General features: G+C 69.5%; 19 protein-coding genes. 3 read left to right on the top strand and 16 right to left on the bottom strand.

What is annotated here, in order from left to right:
- Position 1 precedes the first annotated feature (1 nt).
- On the top strand, positions 2 to 943 hold the full coding sequence (locus tag AC1Q5D_RS06410; RefSeq protein WP_481737748.1) for a type II secretion system F family protein: 942 nt from the start codon (positions 2 to 4) through the stop codon (positions 941 to 943).
- A gap of 21 nt (positions 944 to 964) precedes the next feature.
- Positions 965 to 1,843, top strand: a complete 879-nt coding sequence (locus tag AC1Q5D_RS06415; RefSeq protein ID WP_481737749.1) for a type II secretion system F family protein — start codon at positions 965 to 967, stop codon at positions 1,841 to 1,843.
- A 204-nt stretch (positions 1,844 to 2,047) separates the two neighbouring features.
- Here the strand turns inward: AC1Q5D_RS06415 and truA are convergent, their stop codons facing one another.
- The 7 genes from truA to infA form a co-directional block, all read right to left on the bottom strand.
- Positions 2,048 to 2,953: a tRNA pseudouridine(38-40) synthase TruA gene (truA, locus tag AC1Q5D_RS06420; protein ID WP_481737750.1), complete on the bottom strand. Its 906-nt coding sequence runs from the start codon at positions 2,951 to 2,953 to the stop codon at positions 2,048 to 2,050.
- Between the two features lie 134 nt (positions 2,954 to 3,087).
- Complete coding sequence (rplQ, locus tag AC1Q5D_RS06425) at positions 3,088 to 3,615, bottom strand: 50S ribosomal protein L17 (protein WP_481737751.1); 528 nt, start codon at positions 3,613 to 3,615, stop codon at positions 3,088 to 3,090.
- Between the two features lie 76 nt (positions 3,616 to 3,691).
- Positions 3,692 to 4,702 carry a DNA-directed RNA polymerase subunit alpha gene (locus tag AC1Q5D_RS06430; RefSeq protein WP_481737752.1) on the bottom strand — a complete coding sequence of 337 codons (1,011 nt, stop codon included), beginning with the start codon at positions 4,700 to 4,702 and terminating at the stop codon, positions 3,692 to 3,694.
- 177 nt (positions 4,703 to 4,879) lie between these two features.
- Entirely contained in the window at positions 4,880 to 5,281 is a 402-nt protein-coding gene (gene rpsK / locus AC1Q5D_RS06435) for a 30S ribosomal protein S11 (RefSeq protein WP_481737753.1), read from the bottom strand.
- 42 nt (positions 5,282 to 5,323) lie between these two features.
- Positions 5,324 to 5,698, bottom strand: coding sequence for a 30S ribosomal protein S13 (gene rpsM, locus AC1Q5D_RS06440; RefSeq protein WP_481737754.1), 375 nt, complete (start codon positions 5,696 to 5,698; stop codon positions 5,324 to 5,326).
- Positions 5,699 to 5,858: 160 nt separating this feature from the next.
- Entirely contained in the window at positions 5,859 to 5,972 is a 114-nt protein-coding gene (rpmJ, locus tag AC1Q5D_RS06445; RefSeq protein WP_481737755.1) for a 50S ribosomal protein L36, read from the bottom strand.
- Between the two features lie 123 nt (positions 5,973 to 6,095).
- Positions 6,096 to 6,317: a translation initiation factor IF-1 gene (gene infA / locus AC1Q5D_RS06450; protein WP_068731548.1), complete on the bottom strand. Its 222-nt coding sequence runs from the start codon at positions 6,315 to 6,317 to the stop codon at positions 6,096 to 6,098.
- A 492-nt stretch (positions 6,318 to 6,809) separates the two neighbouring features.
- Here infA and AC1Q5D_RS06455 point away from each other — a divergent pair, with 492 nt between their 5' ends.
- Positions 6,810 to 7,745 (top strand): hypothetical protein, encoded by a 936-nt coding sequence (locus AC1Q5D_RS06455; protein ID WP_481737756.1) that lies wholly within the window; start codon positions 6,810 to 6,812, stop codon positions 7,743 to 7,745.
- 200 nt (positions 7,746 to 7,945) lie between these two features.
- On the opposite strand, the gene map is transcribed toward AC1Q5D_RS06455, so the two are convergent.
- The 9 genes from map to rpsH form a co-directional block, all read right to left on the bottom strand.
- On the bottom strand, positions 7,946 to 8,776 hold the full coding sequence (map, locus tag AC1Q5D_RS06460) for a type I methionyl aminopeptidase (protein ID WP_481737757.1): 831 nt from the start codon (positions 8,774 to 8,776) through the stop codon (positions 7,946 to 7,948).
- 227 nt (positions 8,777 to 9,003) lie between these two features.
- The gene (locus AC1Q5D_RS06465; protein WP_481737758.1) at positions 9,004 to 9,576 is read right to left on the bottom strand and encodes an adenylate kinase; all 573 of its coding nucleotides are present in this window, start codon (positions 9,574 to 9,576) and stop codon (positions 9,004 to 9,006) included.
- A complete protein-coding gene (secY, locus tag AC1Q5D_RS06470) occupies positions 9,573 to 10,877 on the bottom strand; it encodes a preprotein translocase subunit SecY (RefSeq protein WP_481737759.1) in 1,305 nt (434 codons plus the stop codon). The genes AC1Q5D_RS06465 and secY overlap by 4 nt, the downstream gene beginning before the upstream one ends.
- Before the next feature lie 197 nt (positions 10,878 to 11,074).
- Complete coding sequence (gene rplO / locus AC1Q5D_RS06475; protein WP_481737760.1) at positions 11,075 to 11,527, bottom strand: 50S ribosomal protein L15; 453 nt, start codon at positions 11,525 to 11,527, stop codon at positions 11,075 to 11,077.
- 2 nt (positions 11,528 to 11,529) lie between these two features.
- Entirely contained in the window at positions 11,530 to 11,736 is a 207-nt protein-coding gene (gene rpmD / locus AC1Q5D_RS06480; RefSeq protein WP_481737761.1) for a 50S ribosomal protein L30, read from the bottom strand.
- Positions 11,737 to 11,739: 3 nt separating this feature from the next.
- Entirely contained in the window at positions 11,740 to 12,453 is a 714-nt protein-coding gene (rpsE, locus tag AC1Q5D_RS06485) for a 30S ribosomal protein S5 (RefSeq protein ID WP_481737762.1), read from the bottom strand.
- Positions 12,450 to 12,824: a 50S ribosomal protein L18 gene (gene rplR, locus AC1Q5D_RS06490; protein WP_481737763.1), complete on the bottom strand. Its 375-nt coding sequence runs from the start codon at positions 12,822 to 12,824 to the stop codon at positions 12,450 to 12,452. The genes rpsE and rplR overlap by 4 nt, the downstream gene beginning before the upstream one ends.
- 2 nt (positions 12,825 to 12,826) lie before the next feature.
- The gene (rplF, locus tag AC1Q5D_RS06495) at positions 12,827 to 13,363 is read right to left on the bottom strand and encodes a 50S ribosomal protein L6 (protein ID WP_481737764.1); all 537 of its coding nucleotides are present in this window, start codon (positions 13,361 to 13,363) and stop codon (positions 12,827 to 12,829) included.
- A 20-nt stretch (positions 13,364 to 13,383) separates the two neighbouring features.
- Positions 13,384 to 13,782, bottom strand: a complete 399-nt coding sequence (gene rpsH, locus AC1Q5D_RS06500; RefSeq protein WP_481737765.1) for a 30S ribosomal protein S8 — start codon at positions 13,780 to 13,782, stop codon at positions 13,384 to 13,386.
- Positions 13,783 to 13,812: the final 30 nt, after the last annotated feature.

Here is a 13,812-nt window from a genome sequence, read left to right on the forward strand (position 1 = left end):
CGTGGTCCCCATCATGACGTTCGCGGCGGGGTTCGCCGCGGTGCTGGCCGCCGCGGGGCTGCTGCTGTTCGTGGCCTTCCGGCCGGCGACGGCGGAGGTCCCCCGCGACCGCCGCCGGCCCGGGACGGAGGAGGAGTCCGCGCTCGAGCGGTTCAGCGGCGTCACCATCAAGGTCGTCGAGCGCGGCCTGGCCGGGCGCAAGCTCCGCTGGCTCAACGCGGAGACGCTGGGGCAGGCGGGGATCCGCATGGCCCCGGCGGAGGTGCTGGTGCTGGTCGGCGTCGGGGCCTTCGTGTCCGGCCTCCTGGGGTTCGCGCTCGGGGGCTGGCGGCCCGCGCTGGCCATGGCCGGCCTGGCCCCCGTGGCGGGCGGGCTCCTCGTCAAGGCGCTGACCGGGCGGCGGCGCGGGCGGTTCGAGGCCCAGCTGCCGGACCTGGTCGCGACCCTGTCGGGGAGCCTCCGCGCGGGGCACTCGGTGCAGCGGGCGTTGGATTCGGCGGCCAAGGAGTTCGAGGCCCCGATGTCCGAGGAGATCGGGCGCATCGTCAATGAGGCCCGCGTGGGGCGCGGCCTGGACGCGACCATGCTGGAGGCCGGGCAGCGCATGGGCTCGGAGGACTTCTCCTGGGTGGCGGAGGCGATCCGCATCAACCGGGAGGTCGGCGGCGACCTGGCCGGCGTCCTGGACCGGGTGGGCGAAACCCTGCGGGAACGCGAACAGATCAAGGGACAGGTGCGGGCGCTCTCGGCGGAGGGGAAGTTCTCCGCGTACATCCTGCTCGCCCTGCCGTTCGCCATCTCCGGCCTGCTCGCGGTCCTGAACCCGAGCTACCTCGGCACGCTGTTCGGGCACCCGATCGGTCTGCTCATGCTCACCGTGGGCGGCGTCATGCTCGTCGTCGGCGGGGTCTGGATGAGCCGCATGGTACGGATCAGGTTCTAGGGGGAGAACATGGGAATCGACATGATCGCATGGTTGGCCATCGGGTTGCTGGTGGTTCCGGTGGCGGCGCTGGTCTTCGGACTCGCCTCCGTGGACCGGAACCAGCTGGTCCTGATCCAAAGCAACCTCTCCCGGGCCGGCCAGGCGCCGGGCGAGGAGACGAAGCAGGGCGACCGGGAATTCGCGGCGCTGGCCCGCCGGCTCGTGCCGGGCAGCTACCAGGCCCGCATCGACCGCTGGCTCTCGCAGGCCGGACGGCCCGCGGCATGGCCCTTGGACCGGGTCATCGTCGTCAAGCCGCTCGCCGCGCTGACCGGGTTCGGCATCGGCGGCCTGCTGCTGGTGCTGAACTCCGGCTGGCAGCTGGTGGCCCTGACCGCTTTCCTCACGCTGCTCGGGTTCTTCCTGCCTGACCTGCTGCTGTGGAACACGGCGATCAAGCGCCAGGCCGACCTGCGGATCGAGCTGCCGAACGTCCTGGACCAGCTGCTGATCTCCGTGGAGGCCGGGCTCGGGCTCGAGGCGGCCATGGCGCGCATCGCGGCCACCGGCAAGGGGCCCATGGCCGGCGAGATGGCGCGCACCCTGCAGGAGATGCAGGTCGGCCGGTCCCGGGCGGAGGCGTACGAGGCCATGGCCAAGCGGTCCACCGTCCCGGAGCTGAAGTCGTTCGTGCGGGCCGTGGTGCAGGCGGACCGGTACGGCATCGGAGTCGGCCGGGTCCTGCACGCGCAGGCCGGGCAGATGCGGGTTCGCCGGCGCCAGCGGGCCGAGGAGCAGGCGATGAAGCTGCCGGTGAAGATCCTCTTCCCGCTGCTCGTGTTCATCTTCCCGACCCTGTTCATCGTGATCCTCGGGCCGGCCGCCATCAACATCATCGACAGCGGCGTGTTCGGCTAGCGCCCTCCAGACCGCGGGCGGCGGTGCCCGCTTCCGACCCGTGCGACCGCCTTGGGGGCGGCCGCACGGACACCCCCCGGCCGCGCGGCCACCGCCTCCAACGCGCGGCCGGAGAACCAGGCGGCCCCGGACCATGCCCCTTTGAGTCCGGGGCCGCTTGCGTGTGCCGGCGCCCTGCCGACCCGCCGGTGCCCCGCTGCCCTGCTACCCCCGCGGCTCGACGTCGTGGGCGGCGCGCCGGGCCCGCGTCTGTTCCGCCCGGGCCGCCAGGTCCCCGTTGTCCGGGTACGCGACCTCCTCCAGCACCAGCGGGTGCGGCGCGGCGAGCTTGGTCTTCGCATCCCGCACCCGCTCCCCCAGCCGGCGCTCCACCCAGCCGGGCTCCTCGCTGCCGTCGCCGACCCTGAGCGTCGCCCCCACCAGGGCGCGGACCATGTTGTGGCAGAACGCGTCCGCCCGCAGGTGCGCGGTGACGATCCCGTCCAGGCCCCGCTCGAACCTGAAGTCGTGCAGCGTGCGGATCGTGGTGGCGTGCTCGCGGGGCTTGCAGAAGCTCAGGAAGTCGTGGCGCCCACACAGGGGGGCCGCCTCCGCATTGAGGGCCGCGACGTCCAGCGGCTGCCCGTGCCAGAGCGTGAAGGACCGGCCGAGCGGGTCCCAGTGCGCCGGGCCGTCGGCGATCCGGTAGGAGTAGCGGCGCCACAGCGCCGAGAAGCGCGCGTCGAACCCCTCCGGCGCCACGCCCGCCGCATGGACGACGACGGCGCCGCCCAGCCGCGAGAGCACCCCGGTCAGCCGGCGGACCAGGGCGGTGTCCGGGTGCAGCTCCTTCCCGCGGGGCAGCCCCTCGTACTCCCCCGGCGTCAGGTCGAAATGCACCACCTGGCCGCGGGCGTGCACCCCGGCGTCCGTCCGCCCGGCGACGACCGTCCGGACCGGACGGCGGATGACCATCTGGAGGGCCTCCTCGAGGGAGCCCTGCACGGTCGCCTTGCCGGGCTGGGTGGCCCAGCCGGAGAACGCCGCGCCGTCGTACGCCAGCTCCAACCGGATCCGCACTGTCGCCGGTTCGGTCAGGGGAGAATCGACGGCCAGGACGGAATCACGCATGAATCCGAGTCTAATCGGGCGGCCCGATCGGGACTTGACGCGGGCGCCGCCGTCGTCGTCCCCCAACCCCATTAATGGCGGAAGGCCCGCCTCCCCCGAAGGGGCGGCGGGCCTTCCGCGAAAACCGGGACGACCTACTTCTCGTCCTTCTCCTCGGCCGGGGCCTCGGTGGTGGTCTCCTCGGCCGGGGCCTCGGTGGCCGCGGTCTCCTCGGCCTTCGGCTCCTCGGCCGGCGCGGCGGTCTCGGTGGCCTTCTCGGCCTCCTTGACGACGGCCTGCTTCGGGGAAACCGGCTCCATCACGAGCTCGATGACGGCCATGGGGGCGTTGTCGCCCTTGCGGTTGCCGATCTTCGTGATGCGGGTGTAGCCGCCCTCGCGGTTCGCCATCACCGGGGCGATGTTCTCGAACAGCTCGTAGACGATGCCCTTGTTGGTGCGCGAGCGGGACGCGATCGCGGCCTGGACGCGGCGGCGCGAGGACAGGTCGCCGCGCTTGGCGAACGTCACGAGGCGCTCGGCGTACGGGCGCAGGCGCTTGGCCTTGTGCACCGTGGTGGTGATCTGCTTGTGCTCGAACAGCTGGGCGGCCAGGTTGGCGAGCATCAGGCGCTCGTGGGCGGCGCCGCCTCCGAGACGCGGGCCCTTCGGGGGGGTAGGCATGGTTGGTTTCTCCTCGGGTGGTATCCGCCGCGGCCGGCGCGGTCCGGCGGACTACGAAATGGTGGTGAAGTGGGCCCTAGGCCTCTTCGTCGCTGTACGCGGCCTCGTCCTCGTCGAGGGCGGCGGCGCGGGCAGCGAGATCGAAGCCTGGAGGGGAGTCCTTCAGGGACAGGCCCAGCTCGACCAGCTTGGCCTTGACCTCGTCGATGGACTTCGCGCCGAAGTTGCGGATGTCCATCAGGTCGGCTTCGGAGCGCGCCACGAGTTCACCCACGGTGTGGATGCCCTCGCGCTTGAGGCAGTTGTAGGAGCGGACGGTCAGCTCCAGGTCCTCGATCGGCAGCGCCATGTCGGCGGCGAGGGCGGCGTCCGTCGGGGACGGGCCGATCTCGATGCCCTCCGCGGCGGTGTTCAGCTCGCGGGCGAGGCCGAACAGCTCCACCAGGGTGGTGCCGGCGGACGCGACGGCGTCGCGCGGGGTGATCGATTCCTTGGTCTCGACATCGACGATCAGCTTGTCGAAGTCGGTGCGCTGCTCGACGCGGGTGGCCTCCACGCGGAAGGTCACCTTCAGGACCGGCGAGTAGATGGAGTCAACCGGAATCCGGCCGATCTCCGCGTCGACGGACTTGTTCTGCGCCGCCGAGACGTAGCCGCGGCCACGCTCGATGGTCAGCTCCATGTCGAACTTGCCGTTCGCGTTCAGCGTCGCGATGTGCAGCTCCGGGTTGTGGAACTCCACGCCGGCCGGCGGCGTGATGTCCGCGGCCGTCACGACGCCGGGGCCCTGCTTGCGCAGGTAGGCGACGACGGGCTCGTCGTGCTCGGAGGACACAGCGAGGTTCTTGATGTTCAGGACAAGCTCGGTGACGTCTTCCTTGACGCCCTGGACGGTCGTGAACTCGTGCAGCACGCCGTCGATCCGGACGCTGGTGACAGCGGCTCCGGGGATCGAGGACAGGAGCGTGCGACGCAGGGAGTTGCCCAGGGTGTAGCCGAAGCCCGGCTCCAGCGGCTCGATGACGAAGCGGGAGCGGTTCTCGGAGACGACTTCTTCAGTCAGGGTGGGGCGCTGTGCAATGAGCACTTACATTTCCTTTCAGCGAGCGTCCGCTATATGACGCAACACATGGGGGTGGAAACGACGTCTGCCCAGGAGGCGTTCGTCTGGATCGGCCTTCGGTTTGACCCGATCCGGTGGGCGCCGCCGTCGCCGGCTTCCCGAAGGAGGCCGACGACGGCGGTGCCCGGCGGATTGAACCGACTAGACGCGGCGACGCTTGGGCGGACGGCAGCCGTTGTGCGCGCTCGGGGACACGTCCTGGATGGAACCGACCTCGAGGCCAGCGGCCTGCAGTGCGCGGATGGCGGTCTCGCGGCCCGAGCCCGGGCCCTTGACGAAGACGTCGACCTTCTTCATCCCGTGGTCCTGCGCGCGCTTGGCGGCGGACTCGGCGGCCTGCTGGGCGGCGTACGGGGTGGACTTGCGGGAGCCCTTGAACCCGACCTCGCCGGCCGAGGCCCAGGAGATCACGGCACCGGTCGGGTCCGTGATGGACACGATGGTGTTGTTGAAGGTGGACTTGATGTGGGCCTGGCCCACGGCGATGTTCTTCTTATCCTTGCGGCGGGGCTTACGCACCGCTCCACGAGTCTTTGGGGGCATTTTGTTCTCCTACGAAGTTCCTGCTGCTGGATGCCGCTAGTTCTAGCGGGCCTTCTTCTTACCGGCGACGGTCCGCTTCGGGCCCTTGCGGGTGCGGGCGTTGGTCTTGGTGCGCTGGCCGCGGACCGGCAGGCCCTTGCGGTGGCGGAGGCCCTCGTAGGAGCCGATCTCCACCTTGCGGCGGATGTCGGCAGCCACTTCACGGCGGAGGTCACCCTCGACCTTGAAGTTGCCCTCGATGTAGTCACGCAGCTGGACCAGCTGGTCGTCGCTGAGGTCCTTCACGCGAGTGTTCGGGTCGATCCCGGTCTCGGCGATGGTCTGCTCTGCACGGGTCTTGCCCACGCCGTAGATGTAGGTAAGCGCAATGACAACGCGCTTTTCGCGCGGGATGTCTACGCCTGCGAGACGAGCCATAACGGTTGTCTTCCTTCGTGTTTCATTCGGAGGTTTGGAGCAGCGCATTCCCTCTTGCGAGGTCCCCGGCCTCCGGGCCCGGGGGTATGCGTCCCGCGTAGTGGTGGACGCTGCGCTGCCTGGTGTTCAACTACGCGCAGGCTGGTTCCCGTGCGGGAACTTAGCCCTGGCGCTGCTTGTGACGCGGATTGCTGCAGATCACCAGGACCCGGCCCTTACGGCGGACCACCTGGCAGTTGTCGCAGATCGGCTTCACGCTAGGGTTGACCTTCAAGGCTCTATCCTTTTGCGGTTGCTGGATTCGTTGGGAGTAGCCGCCGTCGTCGCCCACCCGTCCCGGCAGCGTGGCCCGCGCTCGCGCGCGGCAGCGGTCGGTCCAAGGCGGACGTCTGGTTGGCTACTTGTAGCGGTAGACGATGCGGCCGCGGTTCAGGTCGTACGGGCTGAGTTCCACCACCACGCGGTCCTCCGGGAGGATCCTGATGTAGTGCTGTCGCATCTTGCCCGAGATCGTGGCAAGCACCACGTGTCCGTTCGGCAGCTCAACGCGGAACATCGCGTTGGGCAGAGCCTCGGACACCGTGCCCTCGACCTCGATGACACCCTCTTTCTTGGCCATATCCTCCGCTAACGTCATGGCCGTCCGCTTGCGCTCGCGGCCTGTGTGTTCTTTGATTGTTCCCGCGCCAGATCCCCACGCGTCAGACGCAATTGGGCACAGGCATAGAGACAACCAACGCTCAAGCCTACCGCCCCGGACGCGAATCGTGAAATCGCGCCGACGAGATCCTCCACACGGCGCGCCCCGCGGGGTAGCATTCCCCGCCGCCCGCCCCGGTGCAGGACCGGCCTCCCGCCACAGCATGAAGTTCTCGGGCCACTATGCACCCCATCCCCGCCGGATGTCACCGGTGGACGTTGGCCCGGTCGCGGATCGCCCGCCTCCCGCGCCAGGCTGGCCGCGCGGCCGCCATCGTCCGCCTCCCCCGGCCGCGAGGTCGTCCGCGTCCCCCGGCCGCGACGTCCCTCCACCGCTCAGCCGCTGCGGGGAGTTACCCACAATCGGCGATTTAGGAGTCCCCTGCCCTGCTCCAGCGCGCAGCCTGTCCGCATGCGACCCGCAGCTCCCCTGCCACCTTCCCTCGCCCTGAGGACCTTCACGCTGGCGGATGCGAAGGCCGCGGGCATCTCCACCGGCCGGTTGCGGTCCAGCGACGTCACCCAGCTCGGCAGGGGAATCTTCCGGCACGGCCCGGGCCCGACCGACGAGCTACAGCTTCTGGCCGCCCTTTGCGCCACTCATCGGTCCCACGCTGTGGCCGGCCCGACCATGGCGCGCATCCTTCAACTTCCCGTCCCGCCCGCGATGCAGAGGGACCCCCGGATCCATCTCGTGGCCAACCACGGGATGTGCGGGCGCGCACCGCGGCCGGTGGATGGCCGCACGGTCACTGTTCGGCGCACAGTGCTCCTCCCCGGAGATCTCGACACAAGACGCGGCATCACCTTCACGACACGTCCGCGGCTCTGGCTTGATCTGGCGTCTTTCATGAGCCGGGATGAACTCGTGGCAGTCGGGGACCACCTCGTTCGGCAGCCGCGCCCACACCAGGAGGGCCGGAACAAGCCGTGGTGCAGTCTGGACGACCTGAGGCAGACGGTCGACACCCACAGCGGGGTGCGCGGAGTCGCTCAAGCGCGCCGCGCCCTCGCCCACGTGCGCGTCGGGGCGGACTCCCCCGCCGAAACCAAGCTCCGGCTCGCTCTCATCGCCGCGGGGCTGCCGGAGCCCGAACTGCAGGTGCCCCTGGACCCGGCGTCGCCGGTGACAGACCATGCCGACCTCGGCTATCGGGAGCACCGGATCGCCATGAACTACGACGGCAGGGTCCACGACAACTACGAGTCGAAGCGGAGCGACCGGGAGCGAGACCGCCGATGGACCCGGGCGGGATGGATCCATGTGGTGTTTCATGAGGTCGATCTGCGGGAGGGATTCCGCGAGGGCACGGCACGCATCCGCCGCCTTTTGTCGCGAGCGGCCTAGGACGTAGCCCTCGCATGGTCCGGAGGTTCCGGAGGAGGTAAGAAATTTCGGAGCGAACATGCAGCCATCCGGGCCGAATGGCTGCAGGTTCGCTCCGAAATCTTGGCGTTCCTACGTTTTCGCTACGATCTGCGTCGATACCGGCGTCTTCGCTACGAAAGTTCGAGCGGATACGCCCGAACTCCCGCCCGGCCCGCGGGCTAGGCCTGGATCGGGGACGGCGTGACGCCGAAGGGGGCCAGGCCGGCCGCGCCGCCGTCGGGGGCCGTGAGCACCCAGATGCCGCCGAGGTGCACGGCGACGGTGTGCTCCCACTGCGAGGCGCGCTGGCCGTCCGTGGTCACGACCGTCCAGTCGTCGTCGAGGACCTTCGTCTCGATGGAGCCGCGCACCAGCATCGGCTCGATCGCCAGGCACATGCCGGGCTTCACGCGGGCTCCGCGGTGGGAGGTGCGGTAGTTCAGCACGTCCGGGGCCTGGTGCATCTCGGACCCGATCCCGTGCCCGACGTAGTCCTCGAGGATGCCGAGCGGCTCGCCGTCCTGCGCGGAGACGAAGTCGTCGATGGCCTCGCCGATCTGGCCCGTGAACCGCGCGCCGTCCAGGGCCGCGATCCCCCGCCACATGGCCTCCTGCGTGACGTCGGACAGGCGCTGGTCGGCCGGGTCCGCGGTGCCGACGATGACCGTGCGCGCGGAGTCGGCGTGCCAGCCCTCGATGATCGCGCCGCCGTCGATCTTCAGCACGTCCCCGTCGGCGAGCTTGTAGTCGGACGGGAAGCCGTGGACGACCTCGTGGTTGACCGACGCGCAGATGGTGGCCGGGAAGCCGTGGTAGCCCTTGAAGTTGCTCTTGGCCCCGTGCTTGTCCAGGACGGAGGAGAAGATCGCGTCGAGCTCGGCCGTGGTCGTCCCGACCTGGGCGGCGGCCACCGCGGCGTCCAGGGCCTCGGCGAGGACCAGGCCGGCCTCCCGCATCTTGAGGATCTGGGGGTTGGACTTGTACTCGATCTTTCGCTGGCCGAACGCCATGGTGCTGCCTTTCCTGCGGCGGGGGTGGGGGTGCGGGGTGGGGGCCGCTCCGCGGAGAGCGCGCCGGGTGCGGACGGGGCCTGTCCGCGTGGGCGTCTCCGGAGCGAGGCCGCCTGTGGTGCGGGGCACTCCCCCGCGGCCCCAACGGGAAAGCCCCCGCGCGGTGGCGGAGGCTCTCCTCGGGGCGGCGCCGTGGCCCGCGGTTGCGGGTCGGCGGCGCCGGCTGGCTACTTGACGGGCTCCAGCGCGGCCAGGACGCGGTCGGTGACCTCGTCGATGGCGCCGATGCCGTCCACGCGGCGGACGATGCCGCGCTCGAGGTAGCGGTCGACGACGACGGCGGTCTGCTCCTCGTAGAGCGCCAGGCGGTGGCGGATGACGTCCTCGGTGTCGTCGGCGCGGCCCTCGATCTCGGCGCGCTTGAGCAGGCGGGAGACGAGCTCCTCGCTGTCGGCGGTCAGCTGGATGACCCCGTCCAGGCTCGAGCCCTGCTCGGCGAGGATCGCGTCCAGCTCGTCGACCTGCGCGGACGTGCGCGGGTAGCCGTCCAGCAGGAAGCCGTCCTTGACGTCGTCCTGGTCCAGGCGGTCGCGGACCATGTTGTTCGTGACGGAGTCCGGCACGAAGTCCCCGTTGTCGATGTACTTCTTCGCCTCGAGCCCGAGCGGGGTCCCGCCCTTGACGTTCGCGCGGAAGATGTCGCCGGTGGAGATGGCGACCACGCCGAGCTTCTCGGAGATGCGCTCGGCCTGGGTGCCCTTGCCGGCGCCGGGGGGACCAATGATCAGCAGTCGGGTCATCGCAGAAGTCCTTCGTAGTGTCGTTGCTGCATTTGGGCGTTGATCTGTTTCACCGTCTCGAGGCCGACGCCCACCATGATGAGCACGGAGACGCCGCCGAACGGGAAGTTCTGGTCCGCGTTGATCAGCACGAATGCGATCAGCGGGGTGAGCGCCATCAGGCCCAGGTAGATGGAGCCCGGGAACGTGATGCGCGTCAGGACGTACTGGAGGTACTCGGCCGTGGGCCGCCCGGCGCGGATGCCGGGGATGAACCCGCCGTACTTCTTCATGTTGTCCGCGACCTCGGTCGGGTTGAACGTGATGGCCACGTAGAAGTACGTGAAGAAGATCGTCAGCAGCAGGTACACGGCCATGTACGCCGGCGAGGAGGAGCTGAAGTTCGTCTGCACCCACAGCGCCCACTCCGGCAGCGTCCCGTCCGGGCGGACGTTGAACTGCACCAGCATGGCGGGCAGGGCGAGGATCGAGGACGAGAAGATCACGGGGATCACGCCGGCCATGTTGACCTTGATCGGGATGTACGTGCTGGTCCCGCCGACCGTGCGGCGGCCGATCATGCGCTTGGCGTACTGCACGGGCACGCGCCGCTGGCTCAGCTCGACGAACACGACGAGTGCGACCACGACCAGGCCGATCGCGATGACGCCGGCGAACACGCCCCAGCCCTGCGAGGACGCGATGGCGCCCATGGAGGCGGGGAAGCCGGAGGCGATCGCCACGAAGATCAGCAGGGACATGCCGTTGCCGATGCCCCGCTCCGTGATCCGCTCGCCCAGCCACATGATCAGGCCGGTGCCCGCCGTGAGGGCGACGATCATCAGGATGATGTTGATCAGGCTGTCGTCCGGGATCACGGGGACCGGGCACCCGGGGAACACCTGCCCGGAGCGGGCGAGGGAGACCAGGGTCGTCGCCTGCAGCAGGCCGAGCGCGATCGTCAGGTAGCGCGTGTACTGCGTCAGCTTGGACTGGCCGGCCTGGCCCTCCTTGTGCAGCTCCTCGAAGCGCGGGATGACCACGCGCAGCAGCTGCACGATGATGGAGGCCGTGATGTACGGCATGATGCCGAGCGCGAAGATCGACACCTGCAGCAGCGCGCCGCCGCTGAACAGGTTGACGAACTGGTAGAGGCCGCCTTGGGTGGTGCCGAGCGCGAGGCACTGCTGGACGTTGCCGTAGTGCACGCCGGGGGCGGGGATGAAGACGCCGAGGCGGTAGACCGCGATGATCGCGATCGTGAACAGCAGCTTGTTTCGCAGGTCGGGGGTCCGGAAGACCCGGGCGATGGCGCTGAGCAAGCGTCCTCCTGGAAAACGTGGGTCCGGCCGATCGGCCGGCAATGACTTCCCGAGTCTACCGCCTGTGGCTGGGGACCCGGTGAACGGATGACGACGGCGGCGGCGCCGCCGTCGTCATCCGTCCCGGAAACGCGGAAGGCCCCCGCCGGACCGGGGCGACCCGGTCCGGGGGGACCTTCAGCTGGACTTCACGCGGCCTAGCGCTCCGAGGTGGAGCCGCCCGCGGCGGCGATCTTCTCGGCGGCGGAGGACGAGAAGGCGTCGGCCTTCACGTCGACCTTCACCGAGATCTCGCCGGTGCCGAGCACCTTGACCGGCTGGTTCTTGCGAACCGCGCCCTTGGCGACCAGGTCCTCGACGGTGATCTGGCCACCCTCGGGGAACAGCTCCTGGATCTTGTCCAGGTTCACGACCTGGAACTCGACCCGGAAGGGGTTCTTGAAGCCGCGCAGCTTCGGCAGGCGCATGTGCAGCGGCAGCTGCCCGCCCGCGAAGCCGGCCTTCACCTGGTAGCGGGCCTTGGTGCCCTTGGTGCCGCGGCCAGCGGTCTTGCCCTTGGAGCCCTCACCGCGACCCACGCGGGTCTTCGCGGTCTTGGACCCCTCGGCCGGACGCAGGTGGTGCACCTTGAGTGCGGATTCCTTCGCCATGTCTACTTCGCCTCCTCAACCTTCACGAGGTGCGGAACCGTGTTGATCATGCCCACGGTGACGGCGTCGGCGTTCCGGACCACGGTGTGGCCGATGCGCTTCAGACCGAGCGACCGCAGGGTGTCGCGCTGGTTCTGCTTGCCACCAATGGTGGACTTGATCTGGGTAATAGCGAGCTTCGCGTCGCTGGGGACAAGGTTCTTGGCCATGGCCTAGGCACCTGCCTTCTGCTCGTTGAGCGTGCGCAGCATCTGGGCCGGAACAACCTCGTCCATGGCGAGGCCACGACGGCCCGCCACGGAGGCCGGCTCCTCGAGCGCCTTCAGCGCCGCGATGGTGCCCTGCACGATGTTGATCTGGTTCGACGAGCCCATCGACTTGGACAGGACGTCGTGGATGCCGGCGCACTCGAGGACGGCGCGGACCGGACCACCGGCGATCACGCCGGTACCCGGGGCGGCCGGACGCAGCAGGACGACGCCTGCGGCGGCCTCACCCTGCACCAGGTGCGGGATGGTGGAGCCGACGCGCGGGACGCGGAAGAAGGACTTCTTGGCCTCTTCGACGCCCTTGGCGATCGCTGCGGGGACCTCCTTGGCCTTGCCGTAGCCAACACCGACGAGTCCGTTGCCGTCGCCGACCACCACGAGGGCGGTGAAGCTGAAGCGGCGGCCGCCCTTGACGACCTTGGAGACGCGGTTGATGGCGACGACGCGCTCGAGGAAGCGGTCCTTGTCCTCGTTGCGGTTGTCGCGCCCGTCGCGGCCACGGCCACGGCCCTCGCCGCGGCCACGGCCGTCGCCGCGTCCGCGGCCCTCGCCGCGGTTGTCGCGGCGGCCGCCGGCCTGCTGGCCTGCGGCGTCGGCGCCAGTGGTCTGGGTACCTTCAGACACCTGGGTATCCTTCTCGTTCGTAGCTTCGCTCACAGTGCCAGTCCACCTTCCCGGGCGCCGTCGGCGACCGCGGCCACGCGGCCGTGGTACTTGTTGCCGCCGCGGTCGAAGACCACGGCCTCAATGCCAGCGGCCTTGGCGCGCTCGGCGATCAGCTCGCCAATGCGCTTGGCCTTGGCGGTCTTGTCGCCGTCGAACGCACGCAGGTCGGCCTCCATGGTGGTGGCGGACGCCAGGGTGATGCCCTTGGCGTCGTCGACGACCTGGGCGACCATGTGGCGGGCCGACCGGTTCACGACCAGGCGCGGACGCGCGGCGGTGCCGGTGACGCGCTTGCGGACGCGCAGGTGGCGCCGGCCGCGGGCAGCGGCCTTGCTCTTGCCCCTCTTGACAATCAGAGCCATGGTTACTTACCAGCCTTTCCGACCTTGCGGCGGATCTGTTCGCCTTCGTAACGGATGCCCTTGCCCTTGTAGGGATCCGGGCGGCGCAGCTTGCGGATGTTGGCGGCGGTCTCGCCGACCCGCTGCTTGTCGATGCCGGAGACGACGACCTTGTTGTTGCCCTCGGCCGCGAGGGTGATCCCCTCGGGGGCCTCGATGAGGACGGGGTGCGAGTAGCCCAGGGCGAACTCGAGGTTCGCGCCCTTGGCCAGCACGCGGTAGCCGGTGCCGTGGATTTCCAGGCGCTTGGTGTAGCCGTCGGTCACGCCCACGATCATGTTGCTGATCAGGGTGCGGGTCAGGCCGTGCAGCGAACGCGACTCGCGCTCGTCGTTCGGGCGGGACACCGTGAGGGTGTTCTCCTCGAGCGCCACGGTGATCGGGCTGGCCACGGTGTGGCTCAGCTCGCCCTTGGAGCCCTTGACGGAAACGACGTTGCCGTCGATCTTCACGTCGACACCCGCGGGAACGGTGATGGGAAGACGTCCAATACGAGACATGGTTTTACTCTCCCTTCCCGTTACCAGACGTAGGCGAGGACTTCCCCACCCACGCCCTTCTTCGCGGCCTGGCGGTCCGTCAGCAGACCGGAGGAGGTGGACAGGATAGCGATGCCGAGGCCGCCCAGCACGTGCGGGAGGTTGGTCGACTTCGCGTAGACGCGCAGGCCCGGCTTGGAGATGCGGCGGACGCCGGCGATCGAGCGCTCACGGCTCTGGCCGAACTTCAGCGTGATGGTCAGCGTCTTGCCGACCTCGGCTGCCTCCTCCTTGAAGTCCGCGATGTAGCCCTCGCGCTTCAGGATCTCCGCAATGCGCACCTTCAGCTTGGACGAGGGCATGGAGACCTCGTCGTGGTATGCCGAGTTGGCGTTGCGCAGACGGGTCAGCATGTCTGCGACAGGATCTGTCATGGTCATGTGGGCTTCAGCCCTTCCTCGTTGCGGTTT

It is taken from the genome of Arthrobacter paludis (assembly GCF_056782315.1).

Excerpts from the sequence above, each read along its gene's own strand:
- rplR (WP_481737763.1), bottom strand. The coding sequence starts at position 12,824 with ATGGCTCTGATTGTCAAGAGGGGCAAGAGCAAGGCCGCTGCCCGCGGC.
- rpsH (WP_481737765.1), bottom strand. The coding sequence starts at position 13,782 with ATGACCATGACAGATCCTGTCGCAGACATGCTGACCCGTCTGCGCAAC.
- rplF (WP_481737764.1), bottom strand. The coding sequence starts at position 13,363 with ATGTCTCGTATTGGACGTCTTCCCATCACCGTTCCCGCGGGTGTCGAC.
- AC1Q5D_RS06455 (WP_481737756.1), top strand. The coding sequence starts at position 6,810 with ATGCGACCCGCAGCTCCCCTGCCACCTTCCCTCGCCCTGAGGACCTTC.
- rpsK (WP_481737753.1), bottom strand. The coding sequence starts at position 5,281 with ATGCCCCCAAAGACTCGTGGAGCGGTGCGTAAGCCCCGCCGCAAGGAT.
- AC1Q5D_RS06465 (WP_481737758.1), bottom strand. The coding sequence starts at position 9,576 with ATGACCCGACTGCTGATCATTGGTCCCCCCGGCGCCGGCAAGGGCACC.
- rplQ (WP_481737751.1), bottom strand. The coding sequence starts at position 3,615 with ATGCCTACCCCCCCGAAGGGCCCGCGTCTCGGAGGCGGCGCCGCCCAC.
- rplO (WP_481737760.1), bottom strand. The coding sequence starts at position 11,527 with ATGGCGAAGGAATCCGCACTCAAGGTGCACCACCTGCGTCCGGCCGAG.
- rpmD (WP_481737761.1), bottom strand. The coding sequence starts at position 11,736 with ATGGCCAAGAACCTTGTCCCCAGCGACGCGAAGCTCGCTATTACCCAG.
- infA (WP_068731548.1), bottom strand. The coding sequence starts at position 6,317 with ATGGCCAAGAAAGAGGGTGTCATCGAGGTCGAGGGCACGGTGTCCGAG.
- AC1Q5D_RS06415 (WP_481737749.1), top strand. The coding sequence starts at position 965 with ATGATCGCATGGTTGGCCATCGGGTTGCTGGTGGTTCCGGTGGCGGCG.
- rpsM (WP_481737754.1), bottom strand. The coding sequence starts at position 5,698 with ATGGCTCGTCTCGCAGGCGTAGACATCCCGCGCGAAAAGCGCGTTGTC.
- map (WP_481737757.1), bottom strand. The coding sequence starts at position 8,776 with ATGGCGTTCGGCCAGCGAAAGATCGAGTACAAGTCCAACCCCCAGATC.
- truA (WP_481737750.1), bottom strand. The coding sequence starts at position 2,953 with ATGCGTGATTCCGTCCTGGCCGTCGATTCTCCCCTGACCGAACCGGCG.